The sequence below is a fragment of the Streptomyces sp. NBC_00104 genome, assembly GCF_045160825.1.
Taxonomy (GTDB): domain Bacteria; phylum Actinomycetota; class Actinomycetes; order Streptomycetales; family Streptomycetaceae; genus Streptomyces.
Genome location: NZ_CP108215.1, coordinates 10,281,145 through 10,301,494 on the forward strand (window position 1 = coordinate 10,281,145; position 20,350 = coordinate 10,301,494).

Consider the following 20,350-nt stretch of genomic DNA (forward strand, 5'->3'; position numbering starts at 1 on the left):
CGGTTGAGAAGACACTGTTGGCGAATCCGGCCCGCCGGGTTCCCGCACACCGGGACGACCCAGCCGAGACCCGAGAATACGCACCCGCTGGTTTAGGGCCTGTCCGATGGGTCGGCCGGGCGATCTGCCGTGACCAGCCACGATGTGCTGCGCAGCCGGACCGTGCCGTCCGTCGCCTCGTGGTCGCGCAGATGTTCCGTCAGGGTACGGCGGGCGCGGGCCCGTGCAGCCGCGTCGGCCTGCTCCATCAGGTGGCGACCGGGGCCCGTTCCCAGCAGGAACTCCGCCGCGTCCTCGGCTCCGCGTCCCCATGCCCCGTTCACCTGCGCCTGGGTGATGGTGATGCCGGTGAATCCAGCCGCGATGAGGACGTCACGGATGCAGTCCGGGGCGGCTAGGGAGAACATTCCGGGCAGCCCCGACTTCCCGAAGTCGCCGACCGGCAGGAAGTCGCGCAGCGACGCCACCGCCGTCACCCAGCCGTTGAGCATGGCATCGGCCGGGCAGACGAACGCCAGGCGCCCACCGGGTCGCAGTGCCCGGCCGACGTTGCCGAAGGCCGCTACGGGGTCCGCGAAGAACATCACCCCGTAGCGGCTGATCGCCGCGTCGAACGCGCCAGGGTCGAAGGGGTACACCTGCGCGTCGCCTTGCGTGAAGGACACGTTGGTGATGCCGTCCTTCTCCGCGCGGGCCCGCGCCTCAGCCAGCATCGGGCCGGACAGGTCGAGGCCCAGCGCGCTCCCTTGGGGTGCCCGGAGCGCGGCGAGGCGCGTGGTCTGCCCGGAGCCGCAGCCGAGGTCGATGGTCCGATGAGCCGCGGTTATCGCAGCGGCTTCGAGTAGCGGTTCGTTGAAACCCTCGTTCACGGCGTTCCAGCGGTCCTGGTTGCGTGCCCAGTGGGCGCCTTCGGGGCCATTCCATGCCTTTGCCTGGTCGGTGTTGACGACGTCTGACACGGGCGCCTCCTGAGGTGGGACGACGGAGAATGGGCGTGCGCCCAAACTGTATGGGCGCGTGCCCAAATAGGCAATTCCAGCTACCATTCAAGAAGTTGTGCCCCATGTGGGCGATGGCGGCAGAACGGAAGAGAGGCCCATGTCACCGCGCGGAGTGGCGACGCCGGACGTGCGCGAGCGGCTGTTCGCGGCCGCGGAGCGTGTCGTGGAAAGGGACGGCCCCGGCGCGCTCACCAGCCGGTCCGTCACCACCGAGGCGGGCTGCGCCAAGGGGCTGTTGCACGCGCACTTCGCAGGGTTCGACGAGTTCGTGGCCGAGCTCTGCCTCGACCGGTTCGCGCGGACGGCGGCGCAGGCGCAGGCGCTGTCGGTGCTCGCCGGGCAGGGCACGGTGGCGCGGAACCTCGACGCTGTCGTCCTCGCGCTGTTCGACTCCGGCGGCCCCGCCCTGTCGGGCCTGGCCATGACTCGCCCTGCCGCCGCGTTGCGCATCCGCGCGGCCCTGCAAGGCGGGGCACCGGGCTTCACTGCGATCCAGGAGGCCATCACCAGCTATCTGAAGGCCGAGCAGGGGCTCGGCAGGGTGGCGGAGACCGTCGACCCGAGCGCCATGGCTCTCGCGATCGTAGGTACCGCCCACCACCTTCTGATGACCAGCTGGCCCGGCACGCCTGACCCACGGTCCGCCATGACGCGCCTGGTGGCCTCGTTGGTGGACGGCTAGCTAGGGACTGTCCGCCGAGTCAGAAATCGACTCAGCAGGCCGAAGGGCTGCCACGTGTGATGTTCGAGTGCGGGCCTTTGGGGTGTCGTTCCACCATGCGTTGAGGCGGTGAAGGTTCATAGGAGTCGAGGGGCACGGTGACCGTCGCGCACCGCAGGTCGGCGGGGAGCTGCGGGCCGGTGCCGCAGCTCTGCCACGCGGGCCGCTGATGGTAGTACCGGCCCAGGCCGACGGGGAGGGAATGGTCGGGTCCGGGGCCGGCCGCTTGACGATTCTCACCTGCGGGCGTGGCTGGAAGGGGGAGCGGTCACGCTCGGGTAGCCGGGCAGGGTCGTTGAACGTCCGCCCGGCGCCGACCGCTACGCGGCGAGTGCGGCCGGTTCGCCGAGGCGGGCGGCCGCCGTGCGCCAGGCGGCCGTCACCGCGGCATGTGCCTGCCTCGTGTTCGCGGCGTGGCCGCCGGTGAGGGTGAGCGGTGCCCCGACGTGGACGTGCAGATCGGGGCGGCGCAGGGGAGCGGTGAGCAGTCCCGCGAGTTGCTTGGCCGTGTTGCCGGAGGTGACCCGGCGTGCCCCGGCCTGGCCGACCGGCACGACGGGCGCGCCGGTGCGCTCGGCGAGCCGGGTCAGACCGCTGCGGAACGGTTCGGGCGCGGCTTCGGCGGCGTCCTTGCGGAGCGGGATGCCGCCCTCGGCGTAGATGAGGACCGTCCGGCCTTCCGCCAGTGCGTCGGCGGCGAGATCGAGCGCGTCGGCGGCGCGCGGGTCCCCGCGGTACACCGGGATGTGCCCCTCGCGGGAGAGCGCACGGCCGAGCAGGGGGATCCGCCACAGGCCCGCGGCGCCCATGGCGACCGGCTGGACGCCGAGGCGGTGCAGCGCGGCGAGCACGATGGCGGGATCGGCGAGCGAGGTGTGGTTGGCGGCGATGATGCTGCCCGGCGCCACCGCGGATCCGGCGTCGGCGGTCACCGTGAGACGACCGACGGCGGGTACCAGGACGTCGGCGAGGCGGCTGAACATGGGGTCTCCCGGGCTTGACGAGGCAGATCCACATCGTCGGCCCGCTCGCCGCGCGGAGCCTGAGTGCTCGTACTCAACTACGGGGGTGCCGGTACCCAGGCGGCACGGGTTTGGGTCCCCAGGCCGAGATCATCGGGGACGTCGCCAGGGCCAGGCCGCCCGGCCTCGCCGAGGGCGTCGGCCCCACCGTCCCCGGCCGCCGGTCGCGGTGACCCGTATTGAGCCGCGCTGCGTACACCTCGGGCCACCCTGGGCGAGCGCGCCGCTCATTCGGCCGGGCCCGCGGAGCCCGTCCACTGTCCACGGTCGTCTCGCGTCGGCGGCGGACCTTGGCAGCGGGGGCAGTCGTGCGAGGCCGTGCAAGCTCGCCCGAACGCCACGGGTCGGCGGTGTCCGAAAGGACGTGGACATCGGCCGGTTGCCCAGCAGGACGGGTACGTCTTCCCGGGACGCACCCTGCGGCGACGGTCCCACGGACCGGTTCGTCGCGTGCACGGATGTTCCGGCCGAGCGCCGTCGCGGATGTTCCGGCCCAGCGTCTTCGCGGAGGTTCCGGCCCAGCGCCTTCGCGGTATCCATCCCCTGCGGTACCAGGGAGTTCGTGCCTGTACTCGGACGCGTCAAGCGCTGATCTCCAGTTCCGTGCGGCGCACGCCGTGCGCGAGCGGCAGGCCGGCGGCGAGCCGTTCCAGTTCCTCCACGACGGTGCCGCCGAGGCGGGCCAGTTCGTTGCCGAGGGAGCCCGCGATGTGCGGGGTGAGGAAGACGTTGGGCAGGCGGTAGAGGGGCGAGTCCGCGGGCAGCGGCTCCGGTTCGGTGACGTCGAGCACCGCGCTGATCCGGCCCCCGACCAGCTCGTCGGTGAGGGCCTCGGGGTCCACGAGGGCACCGCGCGAGGTGTTGATCAGTACGCCGCCGTCCCGGATCAGCGAGAGTCGTTCGCGGTCGAGCATCCGGCGGGTCTCCGGAATGTCGGGCGCGTGCACGCTGACGATGTCGCTGGTCCGCAGCAGCTCGTCGAGAGGCAGTGACACCGCGCCGAGCGTCGCCGCCTCGGCCTCGCCCACGTACGGGTCGTACAGGCCGACGGAGAGGTCGAAGGGGCGCAGGAGTTCCAGCACCCGGCGGCCCACGCGCGACGCGCCGATGATCCCGACCCGTCGCCCGAGGTTGCCGACGGCCGCGTACGCGGCCGGGGCGGGATACACGTGCTCGGTCCGGAAGCGTTCCCGCAGCCCGAAGACGTCCTTGCCGGCGAACAGGACCGCGGCGAGCGTGTATTCGGCCACGGGAAGCGCGTTGGCGAGGACGGCACTGGACACGGTGAGTCCCCGCTCCCAGACGGTTTCGCCGATCAGGCCGCGCACACTGCCCGCGGCGTGCAGCACGGTCCGCAGCCGGGGCGCCGCGTCCAGTACGTCCGCGCCGACGCGCGGACAGCCCCACCCCGTGACCAGCACCTCGGCCCGCGTCAGTGCGCGCAGGGCCGCCGGATCGGTGAAGTCCTGGACGACGAGACCGGGATCGATGGTCACGAGCTGCCGTAGCCGCGTCATGAGCGGGGCCGGGAAGAGCTCCGGCAGATGGACCGGGTCCATGGCGAACACGGCGGGTGGAAGCGGTTGCGGGGGCATGGCGCTCCTGCTCGGGCACGAGGGCGGGGGAGAGGTCCGATTGAACCTCGCTTGGGTAAACGGTTTCTACGCTAGAGAGCCATAGGTCCTCAGGTCAATGGTCGGCGAGGGGTGCCGCTCGATCGGGATGAGGGCTCACTCCCAGTGATATCGGTGGGAAAAATGCAGGTCGAACTGGTAGCCAGGTAACGCTGTTGAAAGTCAGACGAAACAAACCGGCCGCCCCCTCTTGTGGTTCTGGCCGCTCACGTCCTACGGTCCACAACAACCGGTTACTACCCCTCGGGAGGCGTCACCGCGTTTCTGCCTTCCCTGCCTCACCGCTGACCGCGCCGGTTCCCCCACCCCTAGGGCGTGTTTCGGAAGTCCCTTCGTCGCCCGAAGGGCGGCTCTGCGGCGTCCGGTGCGTGCTCTCGGCGCGCCGGACGAAAGGCCTCGTACTGGGCGTACTTGGCCTTTCGTCCGGTGCGGCGAGAGTGCGTGCCGGGCGTCGCAGAGCAGAAGGGACTTCCGAAACACGCCCTAGCGCCGTCCTGTTTCCGTTCGTGGAGGACCGATGTCCCAGTTCCGTGCCAGAGCCCTCGCCGCGGCCGCCGCCGCGGCGTCCCTGTCTCTCCTGCTGGCCGCCTGCGGGGGCGGCGACGCCGACTCCGACTCCGCGGCGAAGACCACCAAGGGCAAGGTCACCCTGGAGTTCTGGAGCTGGACCGACGGCATCGAGGCCCAGACCGAGGTGTGGAACAAGGCGCACCCCGACACCCAGGTCAAGTTCGTCAACCCCGCGGGTGAGACGGCGTACCAGAAGCTGCGCGCCGCGGTGAACGCGGGCACCGCGCCCTGTCTGTCGAAGATGGACGGGATGAACCTGGCGAACTTCGCCGCCGACGGCCTGCTCACCGACGTCACCGAGGTCGCCGGGCCGTACAAGGACACGTACACGCCCGCAGCGTGGAACGCGGTCAGCCCCGGCGGCACCACCTTCGGCATCCCCATGGGCTCCTCACCGCTGTTCACCGCCTACCGCGCGGACCTGTTCGAGAAGTACGGCATCGAGGCGCCCAAGACCTGGGACGACCTGATCGCGGCCGGCAAGAAGGCGCAGAAGGAGAACAAGAAGGTCAAGATCTTCAACATGGCCGGTGAGGACCCGAGCACCCTGGTCGACCTCTCCTGGGAAGCCGGCGCCCAGTGGTACAAGGTGGACGGCGACCACTGGGTCGTCGACTTCACCTCGCCCGAGGCACTGCGGGCCGGTGACATCGTCCAGCGGCTGGTCGACAACGACCTCGCCTCCAACGCCTCCTACGCCGACCCGGGCGTCTTCAAGACCTGGGACCTCGGGACGACCATCGCGATGACGACGTCCACCTGGCAGCTGCCGATCTACGACACCAACTTCCCCAAGTCGAAGGGCAAGTGGCAGCTCGCGGACTCGCCCGTCTTCGACACCGCGAAGCCGCGGACCTCCAGCAACTTCGACGTCCTGGCCGTACTCAAGGGCTGCAAGTACCCGGACCGCGCCGCCGAGTTCGCCGCCTGGCTGTCCAGCAGCGAGGAGTCGCTGACCACGCTCACCGACCCCGCCTCCAAGTCCGGTCTCTTCCCGGCGGTCCCGGACGTCTCGCCGTACGTCGACAAGATCATCCCCACCGAGATGTTCAACGGCGAGTCCGACAGCGCCGAGGTGATCACGACCGCCGCCTCCCGGGTGGGGGAGCAGTGGCAGTACGGCCCGAACTACGCGGCCATGTACTCCGAGATGCAGAAGCAGTGGGGCAAGGTCATGAAGAAGGAGATCACGGTCGAGGAGATGCTGACGAGCATCGAGAAGTGGACCGTCGACGACCTCAACGACAAGGGCATCAAGGCGGTCGCGGGCAGCTGACCCCCGCCGGGAGCCGCGCGGTCGCGCCCCGCTCCGCCGACAGCCGACCCACCCTCACCCGGAGACATTGGAGACACCCGTGTCCACCCTGACGCGACCGGCGAAGGCCGCGACCGACTCCCCGGTCCGGCGGCCCTTCCCCCGCCGGGCCGGGAGGCGGGGAGCCTACAAGGGGCTGCTGTTCATGCTCCCCTTCCTGCTGGGCTTCATGGCCACCTACGTCGTGCCGATCGGCTACGCCTTCGGCCAGAGCCTGCACGAGAAGAGGAGCAGTGGCCTCGGCTTCGGCCCGACACGGGTCGTCTACACCGGCTTCGCCAACTTAGCCTCGGTTCTCGGGGACAGCGCCTTCTGGACGGGCATGGGGCGCACCCTGCTGTTCGGCGCGGCGCAGATCACGGTGATGCTGGGCATCGCCCTGCTGCTGGCACTCCTGCTCGACGGGGTGGCCGCCCGCGCGGTGCGCTTCTTCCGCGCGGCACTGCTCATCCCGTACGTCATCCCCGCCGTGGTCTCCACCCTGATGTGGCTGTTCCTCTACAGCCCGACGGGCAGCCCGCTGCTGGACCTCGCGGAGCGTTTCGGCGCGGAGATCACGTTCTTCGGCGGCCTCAACACGTACCTCTCGCTGGGCAATCTGCTCACCTGGCAGGGGATCGGCTTCAACATGATCCTGATCTCCGCCTCGCTGCAGGCACTGCCCCGCGAGCTGTACGAGGCGGCCCGGCTGGACGGCGCGCGGGAGTGGCGGATCGCCTGGTCGATCAAAGTGCCGAACATCACCGGGATCCTGGTGCTGACCGGCATGTTCTCCCTGATCAGCCGGCTCCAGCTGTTCGGTGAGCCGCTGATCATGCGGCAGATCGCACCGGAGTCCATCAACACGGACTTCACGCCGATGATGGAGATCTACGACAAGGCCTTCAAGGTCGGCGACTACCAGTACGCCGCCGCCGAGTCCCTGGTCCTGGCCGTCGTCACCGGCATCCTCGCCTTCGTCTTCTACCGCGCCACGAACAGGAAGATGTCATGAGCAGTGTTGCCTCCGGGGGCGGCGTGCGCCCCTCCCGCCGCGCGGTGGTGCTCACCACCGGTCTGCTGGTGGTCTTCCTGCTCTACTCGCTCGCCCCGACCTGGTTCCTGATCGTCTCCGCGACCAAGGACCAGACCGACCTCTACTCCACGTTCGGTCTGTGGTTCTCCTCCAACCACCTCGGCGACAACCTCCAGGACATCGCGACCTACCACGACGGGGTGTTCCTGCGCTGGATCGGCAACTCCGTCCTCTACTCCACCCTGGGGGCGGCGGGTTCCACCCTCGTCTCGCTCGCCGCCGGGTACGGACTGTCGAAGTTCGACTTCCGCGGCCGGGGCGCGCTCTTCGCCGTCATCGTCGGCGCCTCGCTGCTGCCGAGCACGCTGCTGGCGTTCCCGCTGTACCTGGTGTTCTCCGAGATCGGGCTCACCAACACCATCTGGTCGGTGCTCATCCCGTACTTCATCAACCCCTTCGGGGTCTACCTCGGCAAGGTGTACGCCGACAGTTCGGTGCCCACCGAGCTGATGGAGGCGGCCCGTATCGACGGCGCCGGCGAGCTGCGGATCTTCTACGCGGTCGCGCTGCGGCTGATGAGCACCGGCGGCATCACCATCTTCATGCTCGAGTTCATCAACATCTGGAACAACTTCTTCCTCCCCCTGTTCATGCTCAACGGCGAGCGCACCTTCCCTGTCACCCTGGGCCTCTACTCATGGCTCCAGCAGGCGCAGACCGCACGCGACATGAACACCCTCGTGCTCACCGGGTCCCTGCTGTCGATCGTTCCGCTCGCGATCTTCATGTTCACGCTCCAGAAGTACTGGCGCAGCGGAATTCTCATGGGCAGCCTCAAGTAAGAAGGAACAGTGTCGTGTCCCACGCCCCCAGAAGACGTGAAGTGCTCAAGTACGCCGGGACGACCGGCGTCGCCGCCGCCGGCCTCGGCCTGCTGACCTCCCAGCCCGTCGCCGCGGCACCGGTCACCGAGTCCGACGACTCGGCCGCGTTCAAGAAGGCCGTCTGCGAGCCCCTCGACATCGTCGTCTTCGGCGATGCCGAGTCCGAGGCCGCGCACGACCTCACCGCCACCCTCTCCGACACCGTCACCGGCGGCCTCGGCCAGAGCGCCCGCGTCCTCAACCCCACCGCACCGGCGAGCTACTGGGGCGGCACGCTGACGTTCGACGTCGCCGTCAGCCCGACCGACACCACCTACGTCACGGTGCGCCTGTGGGGCGACGACCACGACGACACCGCCGAACAGGCCGGCTCCGGCACGAACATGTGGCGGCTGCAGCTCTTCGTCGACGGCCGCCAGGTCGGCTACCAGGACGAGGGAGCCGTCGACAGCCTCGACATCCTGGACACCGCGCCGCGCACCCCGGGCCGCTTCTTCTTCCACACGCTGCCGCTGCCGGAGAGCATGACGTCCGGGAAGAAGAAGGTCACGCTGGAGATCCGCGCCATGGGGCGCATCTGGTCGTACGGCCAGAACCCCGAGCAGCTGTACCGGAGGATGACGACGCCCTCGCGCGGCATCTATCGCGTCTACACCCACACCGAGCCGTACTTCGTGCCGCCGAAAGGCGAACAGCAAGGACCCGCACCGGAGTTCAAGCCGCGAGCGGTCGAGGGCGCCGAGGTGCTGGAGGCCGTGCGCCGGCGCGTCGCGAAGGACCAGAAGCACTACCTCACCACGGCGAACCCGGCCGGCATGGACGCCTTCGCGTTCCAGTCCCTCGCCGAGGGCTATCTCTGGTCCGGCAGCCCCGCCCACCAGAAGCCGGCCGCCCTGGACCGCGTGCTGCGGGCCATCGACGGCCGCTACATGGCCTGGAAGTCCGACGCCTCGGTCCTCACCGGCTCCGACCAGCAGTGGCAGGGCTTCGGCCGCGTCGGCCTGACACTGGCCCTGCTCTGGGAACACCTCGGCGACCGCCTCGACCAGCGGGTCACCGGCTCCCCGTACGAGATCACCAACCCGGGCTTCGAGGAGGGCGACGAGACCCCCATGGGATGGTCGGCGCCCGGCTGGGGGCAGACCTCCGGCGCCACCTGGTCGCGGGACACCACGGCCTCCCGTACCGGCTCCGCCTCGCTGAAGCTCCAGGTGCCCGCCTCCGGCGGCAACATGTACACCTACTCCAGCCCCAAGACCCGTATAAGAAAGGGTACTTACACCTACGGGACCTGGATCCGGACCGAGGGCGTCACCGGGACCGGCGCGCACATCGACCCGCTGTTCTACGACGCCGACGGCAAGCTCGTCGGCAGCGACCACAAGAAGTTCGCGACCACCGGCACCCACGGCTGGGAGTACGTCTCCATCGACCTGGAGACCCCGTCCGGTGCCACCCAGGTGGAGATACACCTACGGCTGTCCGGCCCCGGCACCGCCTGGTTCGACTCCGTGGAGCTGGTCGAGCCGACCGAGATACGCAACCCCGGCTTCGAGCAGGGCACCGCCACCGTGCCCACGGGCTGGACCGTCCCCAGCTGGGGCAGGACCGCCGACGCCACCTGGTCCCGGGTCACGGACGTCTCCCGCTCCGGCTCCGCCTCGCTGAAGGTCGCGGCGACCGCGTCGAACGGCTTCGTCACCGCCTACAACACGACGAAGTTCCAGGTCGGCGAGGGCACGTACACCTACAGCGTCTGGATCAAAACGGACGGCGTCACCGGGACCGGTGCCCATGTCGACCCGCTGTTCTACGACGCGAACGGCAAGCTCGTCGGCAGCGACCACCGCGAGTTCGCGGCCACCGGCACCCACGGCTGGGAGCAGGTCTCGATCGACCTGGAGACCCCGTCGGGCGCCACCCAGGTGGAGTTCCACCTGCGGCTGTCCGGCCCCGGCACCGCCTGGTTCGACGACCTGACCGTCACCCCGCCGAAGAGCGCCGGCACCGCCGAACAGCCGGTGCGCCGCGCCGCGTACACCGACATGCTCAAGTCCAGCCGGGACTACTGGCGGCAGCACTTCCCGCACTACACCAACCAGTCGCAGATCTGCGCCATCGGCCTGTACCAGGCCAACCGGGGCCTGAGGCTCCTCGCCCCGGACCTCGCACTGCCGGAGGACAGGGCCCGCGACTACCTGTACCAGTCGCTCGGCATGAAGCCCTACCTCGGCCGGGAGGACAAGGACGGCAACCCCACCAAGCCGCTCGGCGAGACCTACCATCAGGTCACCAAAGCCGGTCTGACCCGCGAGTTGGGCTATGTGGGCAGCTACGGCGAGGTCATCGACTGGCTGGTCATGATGTACGAGTCCGTCACGCGCGGCCACGACGCCCAGGAGGCGCCCGAACTGCGCGAACAGATGGTCAAGATCATCAAGGCGCGCGGCCGGTTCCGGGTCGTGGACGTCGACGAGACGGGCGCCCGCGTGTCCCGGATCGAAACGGTCATCGGCTGGCGCAACGAGGTCTACCCCGGCGAGATCGCCTACGCGTCCCGCACCGCCTGGGACTCCAACCCCGTGATGTCCGCCGCGGTCTTCAAGGACCCGGACATCGTCGGCTGGACCCAGGAGATGGTGGACGACGGCCAGTTCTTCCGGCAGCTGGGCCTGCTCGTCAACCACACCTGGACCCGCGTCGGCCTCTCCGCGCTGCGCCTGGTCTCCCGCGACTGGGACGCCTTCCAGGCCCTCGCGAACCGCCCCGCCCGCATCCCCACCGCCTGGGAGCAGCCCGACTTCGTCTTCACCGACGAGGAGAACGGCTGCCTGGCCGTCAAGAACGGCGAGGAGCTGCTGTTCGCCTCCCTCTACTGGCGGTCCCGCCAGGGCGTGAACAACTACGCCCGCATCCACCACCTCACGCCCGTCGACCAGCGCTCGGCGACCGTCCGTGAGCGCAGTGCGGGCACGACGGACGAGACGTTCACGGCCCGCGACTGGATCCTCTGGGACTACGCCATCAACGACCCCGGCGCCGGACATCTCCCGCCGGGCGGTTTCCCTCCGCCGGGCGACACGCTCCACCAGTCGCAGGAGGGCGACGTCTACCGTCTCGCCCCGATCCCCGACGACATCCCCGACCCCGCCCTGGGCGTCCACTTCGACGGCGTGGAGACCATGCTCGTCGGCCGCGCGCCGTTCTACCTCTGCGAGTACGGCGACTACCTGATCGCCATGAACACCACCACCGACAGGACGTTCACCCTGCCCGCCCGTCAGGACTTCGGCCCGGCCCGTGACCTGGCCACCGGCAGGACGATCGGTGCCGGGCAGCGACCGAAGCTCGGCCCCCTCAGCACCCTGGTGCTTCACCGGGGCCGCTGACCGACCAGCGGGCCGGTGCGGCGCGGGGGACCGCACCGGCCCCCGTTCGCCTCCACTTCCGCACTCAACGTCGAGTGAAAGAGGACCGACAGCCCATGGCAGAGCCGCGACCCTCCACGACGCCGGGCACCCCCGGCCGTCGGCGCTTCCTCCAGATCACCGCTGCCGGCGTCGGCACCGCGGGCTTCGCCGGAGCGTCCCTCGCCGGGGCGAACCCGGCCGCCGCCGTCACCTCCGGCCTGGCCTCCCTGACCCATCCCGGGGTGCTGCACAGCCGTGCCGACCTCGACCGGATGCGCGCCAAGGTCGCGGCCGGCGCCGAACCCTGGCTGAGCGGCTACAACGTCTTCAAGAACGACTTCTTCTCCCGCTCCACCTACACCGTGGCGGGCGGCCGGGCCACGGTCACCCGCGACCCCGCCGGCGATCCCGGCAACGCGGAGCTCTGGTACGACTGCAACGCCGCGTACCAGAACGCCCTCATGTGGTACATCACCCGCGACACCGCGCACGCCACCAAGGCCCTGAGCATCATCAAGTCCTGGACCGACGCCCTCCAGGAGATCAACGGCAAGGACGCCGGACTCGCCGCCGGAATCTACGGGGCCAAACTCGCCGCCGCCGTCGAGATCATGCACTACACCGGCCCCGCGGGCAGCTGGACGGCCGCCGAACTCGCCGACACGGTCGCCATGTTCGAGAACGTCTTCGTCCCGCTCATCAACATCTACGGCGACGGCGCCTACGGCCTGATGGGCCTCAAGGGCATGCTGCAGATCGCGGTGGCCTGCGACAACCTCACCCTGTTCGACCACGCGTACAACGCCTTCATGACGCACACCTGCTGCGGACTCACCAAGCTCATCCAGTCCGGCACGGGCCAGTGCTGCGAGTCCGGCCGCAGCCAGGGGTACGCCCAGCTGATCCTCGGCTCGCTCGCCGAGATCTGCCAGACCGGCTGGATCCAGGGCCTCGACCTGTTCGGCGCCTCCAACTCCCTGCTGCTGGCGGGCTACGAGTACACGGCGAAGTACAACCTCGGCAACACCGTCCCGTACGACGCCACGTTCGGACGGTGCGACTGGCACTGGTCGACCATCTCCACCGACGGGCGCGGCACCTACCGCGCCATCTACGAGATCGCCCACAACCATTACGTGAAGCGCGCCGGCAAGTCCGCCCCGTACACCGCCCAGGTGGCGAGCCGACTCCGGCCGGAAGGCGCTCCCCAGCAGTGCGACCACCCGGGTTTCGGCACCCTGCTGTTCACCCTCTGACTCCGATCACTCACTGCGGAGCTTTTCGTGATCCACAACCCCGTCCTGCTCGACCTCGGCCGCATCCGTGTCTTCTGCACGTCCCTCGGTCCGGACGACGCCCCGGCGCTGCTGCTGGTGCACGGCTGGGGCGGCGACGGACGGGAGTGGTCGCCCCACGCCGAGGCACTGGCCGACCGGTTCCGCGTCCTCGTCCCCGACCTGCGCGGCCACGGCCGCTCCGAGGTGCCGGACGAGGGCAACACCCCGGCGGAGATGGCGGATGACCTGGCCGCGCTGATCGGCTCCCTGGGCGTCGGGCCGGTCGTCGCCGTCGGTCACTCCATGGGCGTGCAGGTCGTCAACCTGCTCGCCACCCGCCACCCGCGAACCGTACGGTCGGTCATCGCCCTCGACCCCGCGCACGGCGCGCACGGAGCCGAGGTCGCGAAGATCCCCGCCCGCCTCGCCGAGTACCGGGAGCACGGCGCCCGCGCCGCCGCCTCCTTCGTGGCCGGTGCCTTCTCCCCACAGGCCCCGCCCGGCCTTCGTACGGCGCACATCCGCACCATGCTCGGCACACCGGACCACGTCGTCGCCCAGGCCTACGCGGGCATGTACACCGACCCCGGCGCGGTGGGCGCCCGCCCCTACAGCGAGGCGTATCTGCGCCGTCGAACGCAGCCGGCGCTGACCGTGTGGACGTTCGACAAGGCCGCCGAGTGGGAACGCGGCACACTGCGGGTGCCCGGCTCACGGGTCGAGCACTGGCCCGACACCGGCCACTATCTGCACGAGGAGCGGACCGAGCGCACGATCCGGCTCATCCGTGACTGGGCGGACGGGGAGACGCCCGGCTGAGGGTGGCGCCCGCGCTCGGCCGTCCGGTTCGACCACGGAGTCCGACGACTACACAGCCGGGTACGCGACCTCACTCACCGGCCCGGCGGCCTCGCACAGGTAGAGGCCGGCCGAGCCGCCGAGGACGATGCGGTCGTCGTGCGGGTGGAACGCGCAGGAGGACAGGTGGTTGTCCACGCGAAGGCGGCACGGCTCGGCCGCCGACTCGGTGTCCCAAAGGAAGGCGGAGCCTTCCATGGTGACGGCGACCAGACGGTTCCCGTCGCGTGACAGGGCTACGGACCACACCGCCGTGCCGTCGCCCTCGAGCACGCGGCGGGGCTCTCCCGTCGCCGGATCCCACAGCAGCGTGTAGCCGTCGTACCCGGCGGTGGCCAGGTGCCGGCCGTCGGGCGACCAGGACACCGAACTGATCGAACCGACATGACCGTCCCACTCGCCGACCGTGCCCGTGGGCCGGCCGGTCGGGTCGAGAGGGACGATGCGCAGCTCCATGGACGAGGTGGCCACGGTCAGTCGGGACCCGTCGGGTGCGAACGCCAGGGCGTTGACACTGGCGCCCACCGCAATGGTGCCGGCCCGCTGCCACTCGGTCGTCCGCCACAGCAGCACATCGGTGCCGTCCCCGGCGGCCACCCAGCGGCCGTCGGCGCTCCAGGCGACCGCGCCCGGATAGGTCAGCCTCCGGGCCAGGACGCGGATCACCTCATGCCGTTCGGCGTCCCACAGCACCAGCCGGTTGTCGTCACCGGCGGTGAGCAGTCGCCGCCCGTCCGGCGCCCAGGCGACGGCCCGCAGGTCGCCTTCGTGGGCGGACACCGCGTACTCCGACCAGACCGGCAGGTCCGCGACACCCGCCGGTGTCGACATCAGCTGTCCTCCGGTGTTTCCGGCGGCCAGGGCACCCCTGGAGGACCAGGCCACGGTGTTCACCCGGTCGGCCAGTCCGGCGTCGGGGGAGTCCTGTCGCTCGGGGATCCAGAGGCGCACCACGGGCTGACGGGTGCCGACGGCGATCCGGTCCTCGCGCGGATGCGGAGCGATAGCCTTCGCCTGGACACCACGGGCGGAGAAGCTGTCGGTGAGCTCCAGCCGCGGTGTGTTCGCCCACCAGGAGACCTTCCAGACGAAGACGGTGCCGTCGTTGTCGCCCGTGAGCAGGGTGTCGCCCGACCGCGTCCAGGCCAGCGACTGGAGCCAGGTCGCCCGGGAGGGGTCCTCTCCGTGGATCCGGGCCACGGCGTCGGACCCGGCGCAGTCGATGAGGGTCACCTTCGCCGAGTGCCCGGCGACGGCCAGCAGGTTCCCCTCCGGATGCCAGTCCAGGGCCTGGACCACGGACTGCCCGCTGCCGAGCACCGCGGGTTCGCCCGCCGGCTCCCCCCGCCACAGCTGGACCCCGCCGTCGCCGAGGCCGACGGCCAGCCCGCCCCGCTCGTGCCAGCCCACTACCGTGCAGGTGGCGTCGCGTCGGCCGGGCAGAGGCGGCCCCAGACTGTCCTCGGTGAACGGCGCGTGCCAGAGCCGCACGTCGCTCCCGCAGGCGACGGCGACGGCCCGGGAGTCGGGAGCGAAGGCCACCTGGACCCGGGGACGGTCATCGTCACCGACGGTCAGCCGCCGCACGATCCGTCCCTCCGAGGGGTCCACCAGCAGGACGTCACCCCAGTCGGTGCCCACGGCCAGGAACACCACGTCCGGGCTCCACGACAGGCCGATCACCGCACCGTCGTCGCCCGCCGCGTCCACGCCGGGTTCCGGTCCGCCGCCCGCCGCGTCCACCACGAGGTCCGGTCTGCCGTCCTCGTCGACCCAGCGGATCCGCACCGTGCCGTCACCGCCGCCGGTGGCCAGCAGCCGGCCGTCCGATCTCCAGCACAGGGCGTGCACGGACCCCGTATGACCGGTCAATACCCGCAACAACCGCCCGTCGGGACCATCGGGGAAGGGCGCCTTCGCGATCAGCCCTCCGGCCAGGACCTCATGGGAGTGGTGCAACCGCCGCATCACCTCGGGTGAGGCCAGGCAGCGGCTGTACAGGGTGACGGCCAGGTCGACGCGTCGCGCGTGCCCGGTCAGCAGATGGGCCTCCCCGTAGACCAGCGAACCGAGTTCCGCCGCGTAGATGTCCATGCCCAGGGGCAGGAAGACCTGCCTGCGGCGCACCGCTTCCGCCTCCAGGGCCGTGGGGCCGCTGCGCCAGACCCGTTCCACCAGGAAGCGGAAGTCGGTGGTGGTGTGGCCGATGCCGATGCCGTCGTCGGCTGCGGCGAGGTGGTACGTGACCTGGTCCAGGAACTCGGGGTCGGCGTCGGGCTCGGCCAGGGCGTGCCAGCCCGCTCCGCCGCACAGCGGGGCGTGCGCGTCCAGCAGGGTGCGATGGGCCCGCCGTACCGCGTGCGGGTCGCGGCGGCGGAGGACGTCACGGATGACGTCGTGGAGCCGTACGCCCTCGGCGTCGAGCTGGGCCAGCAGGGAGTGGTCGTCCAGGCGGAGGCACTCCTGCCGCGCGGTCAGCTCGGACACTCCCCAGAGCCGGGCGAGCCAGCGGTACGGGATGTGCTGGTCCTCCGGGAAGCAGGCCGTGGCCAGCAGCCGGGCCAGGGAGGCATGGCCGGTGTTCCGGATCCGGGCGAGTTCGACGAGACTGAGGTCGACGGTGGCTTCCATCGTGCGCGTGTGGGGGTCCGGGTAGGTGTGGATCGGATCCCGCAGCCCTCGGCGGTCCAGTTCGTCGGTCATGGCGCGCACGACGTCCGCCAGGTCCATACCGCTGCGCTGCACCATGCTGCGCAGCACGCCGTTGAACAGGCGCAGTGCCAGCGGCCAGCGGCCGGAACGCTCGGACAGCGGCAGCACGGTGGTGTTGTCGGCCCCGTCGATTCCCGCCGTCAGCAGGTTCAGCGACTGGGCGAAGGACATCCGGTCCACGCGGATCAGCGGCGCCGACCGGTCCAGGACCCCGCGTCTGCGGGTGGTCACCAGCCGGACGCAGCCGCTGCCGTCCCGCAGGAACGGCTCCAGGTCCTCGCGCCGCCACACGTCGTCGACGACGAGCAGGACGCGCCGCCCGTCGAGCGCCGCCCCCAGTTCGACGCCCGCCGCCTCCACGGTCGCGTAGGCCGGGGGTTCGGCGCCGGTGAGGAGGGCGACCAGGTCACGCGCCACGGCGATGATCCGCTGCTGCGACGCGTCCTGGCCGAGCTGTACCCACAGCACGCCGTCGGGGAAGGCCGCCAGTACGTCGGGGTGGTGGCAGGCCCAGGCGGCCAGCGTGGTCTTGCCGAACCCGCCGGTGCCGTGGACGCCGGTGACGGTGGAGGTCAGGCCCACGGCGGAGGGGGCGTCGGCGGGACCGGCCCCGCCCTCCGGCGCCGCTGCCTTCAGCAGCGACCTGACCACGTCCTCGCCCTGCTCGGGCCGTTCGACGAAGTCCGAGGGGACGGGGGGCGCCATGTGCGGCATGCCCCTCGGCCGCCGCGAGCCGGAGGACGGGGCCGCCTCCACCCCCGGCCCGCGCGCGGGCCGGCCGGGCACGGTCACGGCGCCCGTGGACGGAGGCGGCACGATCTTCATTGCGGACGGTGGCCGTTCCACCTCGTGCCGCGCCAGCAACTCGCCGCCCGCGTAGGCCGCCAGACGGAAGAACCGCCATCTGCAGGTGTCGCCCAGGTTCGTGTAGGTGGTGAAGCGCAGGGCCGTCGCCTGGACGGACAGGAGCAGCTGATCCGCCCACAGGTCCTGCCAGCTGTCTGGGACGACGTCGGCGCAGGCGGTGTGCATGCCGTCCACGAGCTCCCGCAACCAGGGGACGAGATGGGGGACATGGGCATCCCGGGGGTTCACCACGTGGGACAGCAGCGCGTGTTCCTGCCGCGGGTCGAGGCCGACGGGCACCTTCTCGTCGGCCAGGACCGACAGCATCAGCGTCGCGAGGTCCCGCGTCAGCGGGGCCTCGTCGGAGAAGTCGGGCAGATCGATGAGTCGATAGGAGTCGGGGCGCAGCGTCCCTCCGGGAGAGGGCACCATGACGTTCTGCAGATGCAGGTCGGAGTGGGCCAGACCGTGCACCACGTGGAACAGCGGGTCGGCCGGCCGGGGGTTCTCCCCTGCCATGAGCAGCGGGTTCGGTACGACGACACCGTCGATCTCGATCCACCCCGGCTCGTTCGGGTCCAGCAGACGCGCGTCGACTCCGGCGGCGTACGCCCGTACCTCCCCCTCTTCCTCGACCAGTGCCCCGAGTTCACCGCGCAGGAATCGGGAGACGGGGACCTCCTGGGCCTCCCGGTCCCGGACTCCTCTGTTCCAGTCGGTCACCAGCCCCGTGACCACGGCACGGAAGACGGACAGCAGTTCCTCCGGGCCCAGGCGGGCCATCGTCACCACATCGCGCAGGCTGCCGCCGGCGGGCTTCTGGAAGGTGAGCAGCCGTCCGTCACCCACCGGGTACGGCGGGAAGGCCTGCTCGGTCAGGTGCCGTTTGGCGAAGTCCCCCCGGAGCCGGGAAGCGCGGAACGCGTGCTCGTGCGTGGCGTGTTCCGCGTGCTGGTCGGCGGGACACAGCTTGACCACGACGATCCCCGGCCCCGGAATGACCGTCACGGCCGTGAGCGCCGCGCCCGTGTAGCCCTTCCCCGACGGTTTCCACCGGGGCCTGACCGGCGTGACCTTCGACCTGTTGCCGTCGGCCCACCGCAGCAGGGCCCGTGCCGCGTCCTCGTCCCCCAGGCACGCGGTCAGCTCGACAAGTTCGGTCATCGTCCCCCCGCGCGAAGGCGCCGGTACGCCGGTCATGGCTCGCCACGCATCGATCGGAGCCATTGTGGCACCGCCGAGGGCGGCGGCCGGCCCATGCCCTGTGTACACCGGACCGCGCGGCGGGCACAGTTGAGGGTACGGCCGAGGACGAGGGGGACGTCATGGGCAGTGAGCCGGTCGGGGGCTCCCGCATCCTGTCGGAACAGAACGAGGAGGCGGCCCGGCACCGGCTGCGGGCCATGACGGTCTCCCACCGCAGGGCCCAGCGTCTGGCCAACGCTCGCCTGGGTGTGTCGGTACTGCTGGCCGCCGCGGGACTCGGCACCGCCCTCCTTCCCGAACTCACCGTCACCGTGACCGTGTTGGGCGGAGTCTGGGCCGTGGCGCACTCCGTCGGCCTCACCTCGTGGGAGAGCAGCGAGTCCCGTCGCGCGGCGCTGCTGCAGGAGTCGTTCGACGTCCGGCTGTTCCACCTGGAGTGGAACGGCGCGATGGCGGGATCCCCGCCCGCCCCGCAGCTGATCAGCAGCCTCAGCAGGCGCTTCACGGGCGACGAGGCCGAACTGCGCGACTACTACGAGATTCCCGAACTGCCGCACCCCTACGACGTGCTCGCCTGCCAGCAGCAGAACCTCGGGTGGGGTGCCCGGGTCCGCCGCCGCTACGCCCGGACCGTGCTGACGGCCCTGCTGCTCTGGCTGGGCACGGGGCTCGCCATCGGCCTCTCGGCACGCATGAGCCTGCTCGACCTGCTGCTGTTGTGGTACGTGCCCTCCCTCGGCGCGGTGATGATGGGCGTGGAGGTGTGCCGTACGCAGTGGCAGGTGGTCGCGGACCGGGAGCGCGTGATGGAACTCCTGGAGGCCAGGGTCGCCGCCGGCGGTGACACGGCCGCCCTGCTGCTCTTCGCCCGGCAGGTCCAGGACGTGATCTTCCAGTCCCGGCAGCGGCACACCCGTGTGCCCGGCTGGTTCTTCCGCCGCTTCAAGAGCGCGGACCGGGTCGACTTCCAGGCAGCGATGCACGACCTGCAGACCGTCGTCGCACGCACGACACCACAACCCAACTGACAACGGGGCGACTTGGTACGACAGGAGGGCTGGGGAGGCCTCGACGCTCCCGTGACGGCCATCCGGTGAAGTGATGTACCGTCAGCGTCTGCTCAGGTGGGCGCGTCGTCCGGACACCCGCGAAGCCGAAGCCGAGCGCGGCGTCGGGCGCGGACGGTTCCTGGACGGGGGAAGGCGCGGTGGAGAACGAGGACGGCCTCAGGGATCTGTTCGACGACGAGCCGGCCTCCGACGCCCTGGTCCAGTGGGCCCGCCACGGAGGACACGGCGGCACCGTCCGGCCGCTCGCCCCCCGCTGGCGGCCGACCGGAGTGAGCGCCAGTGGGGCCCTGCTGACCGCGGTACTGGTCGCCCCGCGCCCCGGTGCCGTGGTGGTCAAGGTGTCCACCGCCGCACAGGCCGACGAGGGGCACACCCACGCCCGCGCCCAGCGGACGGCACCGGACCGCGTCGCCCCGCTGCTCTGGACGTGGCCGGTGGGCGACGGGCGCATGCTGACGTTCCAGTCGCCGGCCGGCGAGAGCCTGTACGACGTGGACACGATGGCGTACCTGGGCACCCGCGAACTGCCGGACGCCTGCGCCTTCGTGACGCGGTGGCTGTTGACGGAGTGGAACGACGGACCGGCAGTCCGGGAAACCGTTCCGACGGCCCTCTCGACGCTCCTGCGCGGCGAACTCGGCGCGCTCACCAGGTCAGGGCTTGTTTCGTGAGCGCGCGCACGGGCGGGTGGGAGCCTTCCGGAAGGCCGTCGGCCCAGGACTCTCGAACCACCGCCGCATCGCGGCCCCGGGCCCGTCGGGGCGGCGTACGCCCTCGTTCCCGGCGGACCGGAGGTCCCCGATTTCGGC

At 70.8% G+C, this 20,350-nt stretch carries 13 protein-coding genes; 9 read left to right on the top strand and 4 right to left on the bottom strand.

Annotation, left to right across the window (positions count from 1 at the left end):
• Positions 1–92 precede the first annotated feature (92 nt).
• Positions 93–959, bottom strand: coding sequence for a class I SAM-dependent methyltransferase (locus OG272_RS44935; protein ID WP_327726372.1), 867 nt, complete (start codon positions 957–959; stop codon positions 93–95).
• Positions 960–1,098: 139 nt separating this feature from the next.
• Between OG272_RS44935 and OG272_RS44940 the strand changes: the two genes are divergently transcribed.
• On the top strand, positions 1,099–1,683 hold the full coding sequence (locus tag OG272_RS44940; protein ID WP_327726371.1) for a TetR/AcrR family transcriptional regulator: 585 nt from the start codon (positions 1,099–1,101) through the stop codon (positions 1,681–1,683).
• Between the two features lie 359 nt (positions 1,684–2,042).
• On the opposite strand, the gene OG272_RS44945 is transcribed toward OG272_RS44940, so the two are convergent.
• Positions 2,043–2,705, bottom strand: coding sequence for a lysophospholipid acyltransferase family protein (locus OG272_RS44945; RefSeq protein WP_405895901.1), 663 nt, complete (start codon positions 2,703–2,705; stop codon positions 2,043–2,045).
• 620 nt (positions 2,706–3,325) lie between these two features.
• Entirely contained in the window at positions 3,326–4,339 is a 1,014-nt protein-coding gene (locus OG272_RS44950) for a hydroxyacid dehydrogenase (RefSeq protein WP_405895902.1), read from the bottom strand.
• A 556-nt stretch (positions 4,340–4,895) separates the two neighbouring features.
• Between OG272_RS44950 and OG272_RS44955 the strand changes: the two genes are divergently transcribed.
• The 6 genes from OG272_RS44955 to OG272_RS44980 all read left to right on the top strand — a co-directional run bounded on the left by OG272_RS44955 (position 4,896) and on the right by OG272_RS44980 (position 13,668).
• Entirely contained in the window at positions 4,896–6,224 is a 1,329-nt protein-coding gene (locus OG272_RS44955; RefSeq protein WP_405895903.1) for an ABC transporter substrate-binding protein, read from the top strand.
• A gap of 79 nt (positions 6,225–6,303) precedes the next feature.
• Positions 6,304–7,257 carry a sugar ABC transporter permease gene (locus OG272_RS44960; protein WP_328224587.1) on the top strand — a complete coding sequence of 318 codons (954 nt, stop codon included), beginning with the start codon at positions 6,304–6,306 and terminating at the stop codon, positions 7,255–7,257.
• Entirely contained in the window at positions 7,254–8,120 is an 867-nt protein-coding gene (locus OG272_RS44965) for a carbohydrate ABC transporter permease (RefSeq protein WP_326584591.1), read from the top strand. The genes OG272_RS44960 and OG272_RS44965 overlap by 4 nt, the downstream gene beginning before the upstream one ends.
• A gap of 14 nt (positions 8,121–8,134) precedes the next feature.
• The gene (locus OG272_RS44970; RefSeq protein WP_405895904.1) at positions 8,135–11,551 is read left to right on the top strand and encodes a Tat pathway signal sequence domain protein; all 3,417 of its coding nucleotides are present in this window, start codon (positions 8,135–8,137) and stop codon (positions 11,549–11,551) included.
• 95 nt (positions 11,552–11,646) lie between these two features.
• Positions 11,647–12,828: an alginate lyase family protein gene (locus tag OG272_RS44975; protein ID WP_327726365.1), complete on the top strand. Its 1,182-nt coding sequence runs from the start codon at positions 11,647–11,649 to the stop codon at positions 12,826–12,828.
• Between the two features lie 45 nt (positions 12,829–12,873).
• Positions 12,874–13,668, top strand: coding sequence for an alpha/beta fold hydrolase (locus tag OG272_RS44980; RefSeq protein ID WP_405896138.1), 795 nt, complete (start codon positions 12,874–12,876; stop codon positions 13,666–13,668).
• Between the two features lie 48 nt (positions 13,669–13,716).
• On the opposite strand, the gene OG272_RS44985 is transcribed toward OG272_RS44980, so the two are convergent.
• Positions 13,717–18,429, bottom strand: a complete 4,713-nt coding sequence (locus tag OG272_RS44985) for an NB-ARC domain-containing protein (RefSeq protein WP_405895905.1) — start codon at positions 18,427–18,429, stop codon at positions 13,717–13,719.
• A 161-nt stretch (positions 18,430–18,590) separates the two neighbouring features.
• On the opposite strand from OG272_RS44985, the gene OG272_RS44990 reads away from it, so the two are divergent.
• The gene (locus OG272_RS44990; RefSeq protein ID WP_405895906.1) at positions 18,591–19,499 is read left to right on the top strand and encodes an S-4TM family putative pore-forming effector; all 909 of its coding nucleotides are present in this window, start codon (positions 18,591–18,593) and stop codon (positions 19,497–19,499) included.
• A 179-nt stretch (positions 19,500–19,678) separates the two neighbouring features.
• Positions 19,679–20,212 (top strand): hypothetical protein, encoded by a 534-nt coding sequence (locus OG272_RS44995; RefSeq protein ID WP_405895907.1) that lies wholly within the window; start codon positions 19,679–19,681, stop codon positions 20,210–20,212.
• Positions 20,213–20,350: the final 138 nt, after the last annotated feature.

Coding starts and splice junctions, on each gene's coding strand:
- OG272_RS44965 (WP_326584591.1), top strand. CDS start 7,254: ATGAGCAGTGTTGCCTCCGGGGGCGGCGTGCGCCCCTCCCGCCGCGCG.
- OG272_RS44945 (WP_405895901.1), bottom strand. CDS start 2,705: ATGTTCAGCCGCCTCGCCGACGTCCTGGTACCCGCCGTCGGTCGTCTC.
- OG272_RS44955 (WP_405895903.1), top strand. CDS start 4,896: ATGTCCCAGTTCCGTGCCAGAGCCCTCGCCGCGGCCGCCGCCGCGGCG.
- OG272_RS44975 (WP_327726365.1), top strand. CDS start 11,647: ATGGCAGAGCCGCGACCCTCCACGACGCCGGGCACCCCCGGCCGTCGG.
- OG272_RS44990 (WP_405895906.1), top strand. CDS start 18,591: ATGGGCAGTGAGCCGGTCGGGGGCTCCCGCATCCTGTCGGAACAGAAC.
- OG272_RS44950 (WP_405895902.1), bottom strand. CDS start 4,339: ATGCCCCCGCAACCGCTTCCACCCGCCGTGTTCGCCATGGACCCGGTC.
- OG272_RS44940 (WP_327726371.1), top strand. CDS start 1,099: ATGTCACCGCGCGGAGTGGCGACGCCGGACGTGCGCGAGCGGCTGTTC.
- OG272_RS44985 (WP_405895905.1), bottom strand. CDS start 18,429: ATGACCGAACTTGTCGAGCTGACCGCGTGCCTGGGGGACGAGGACGCG.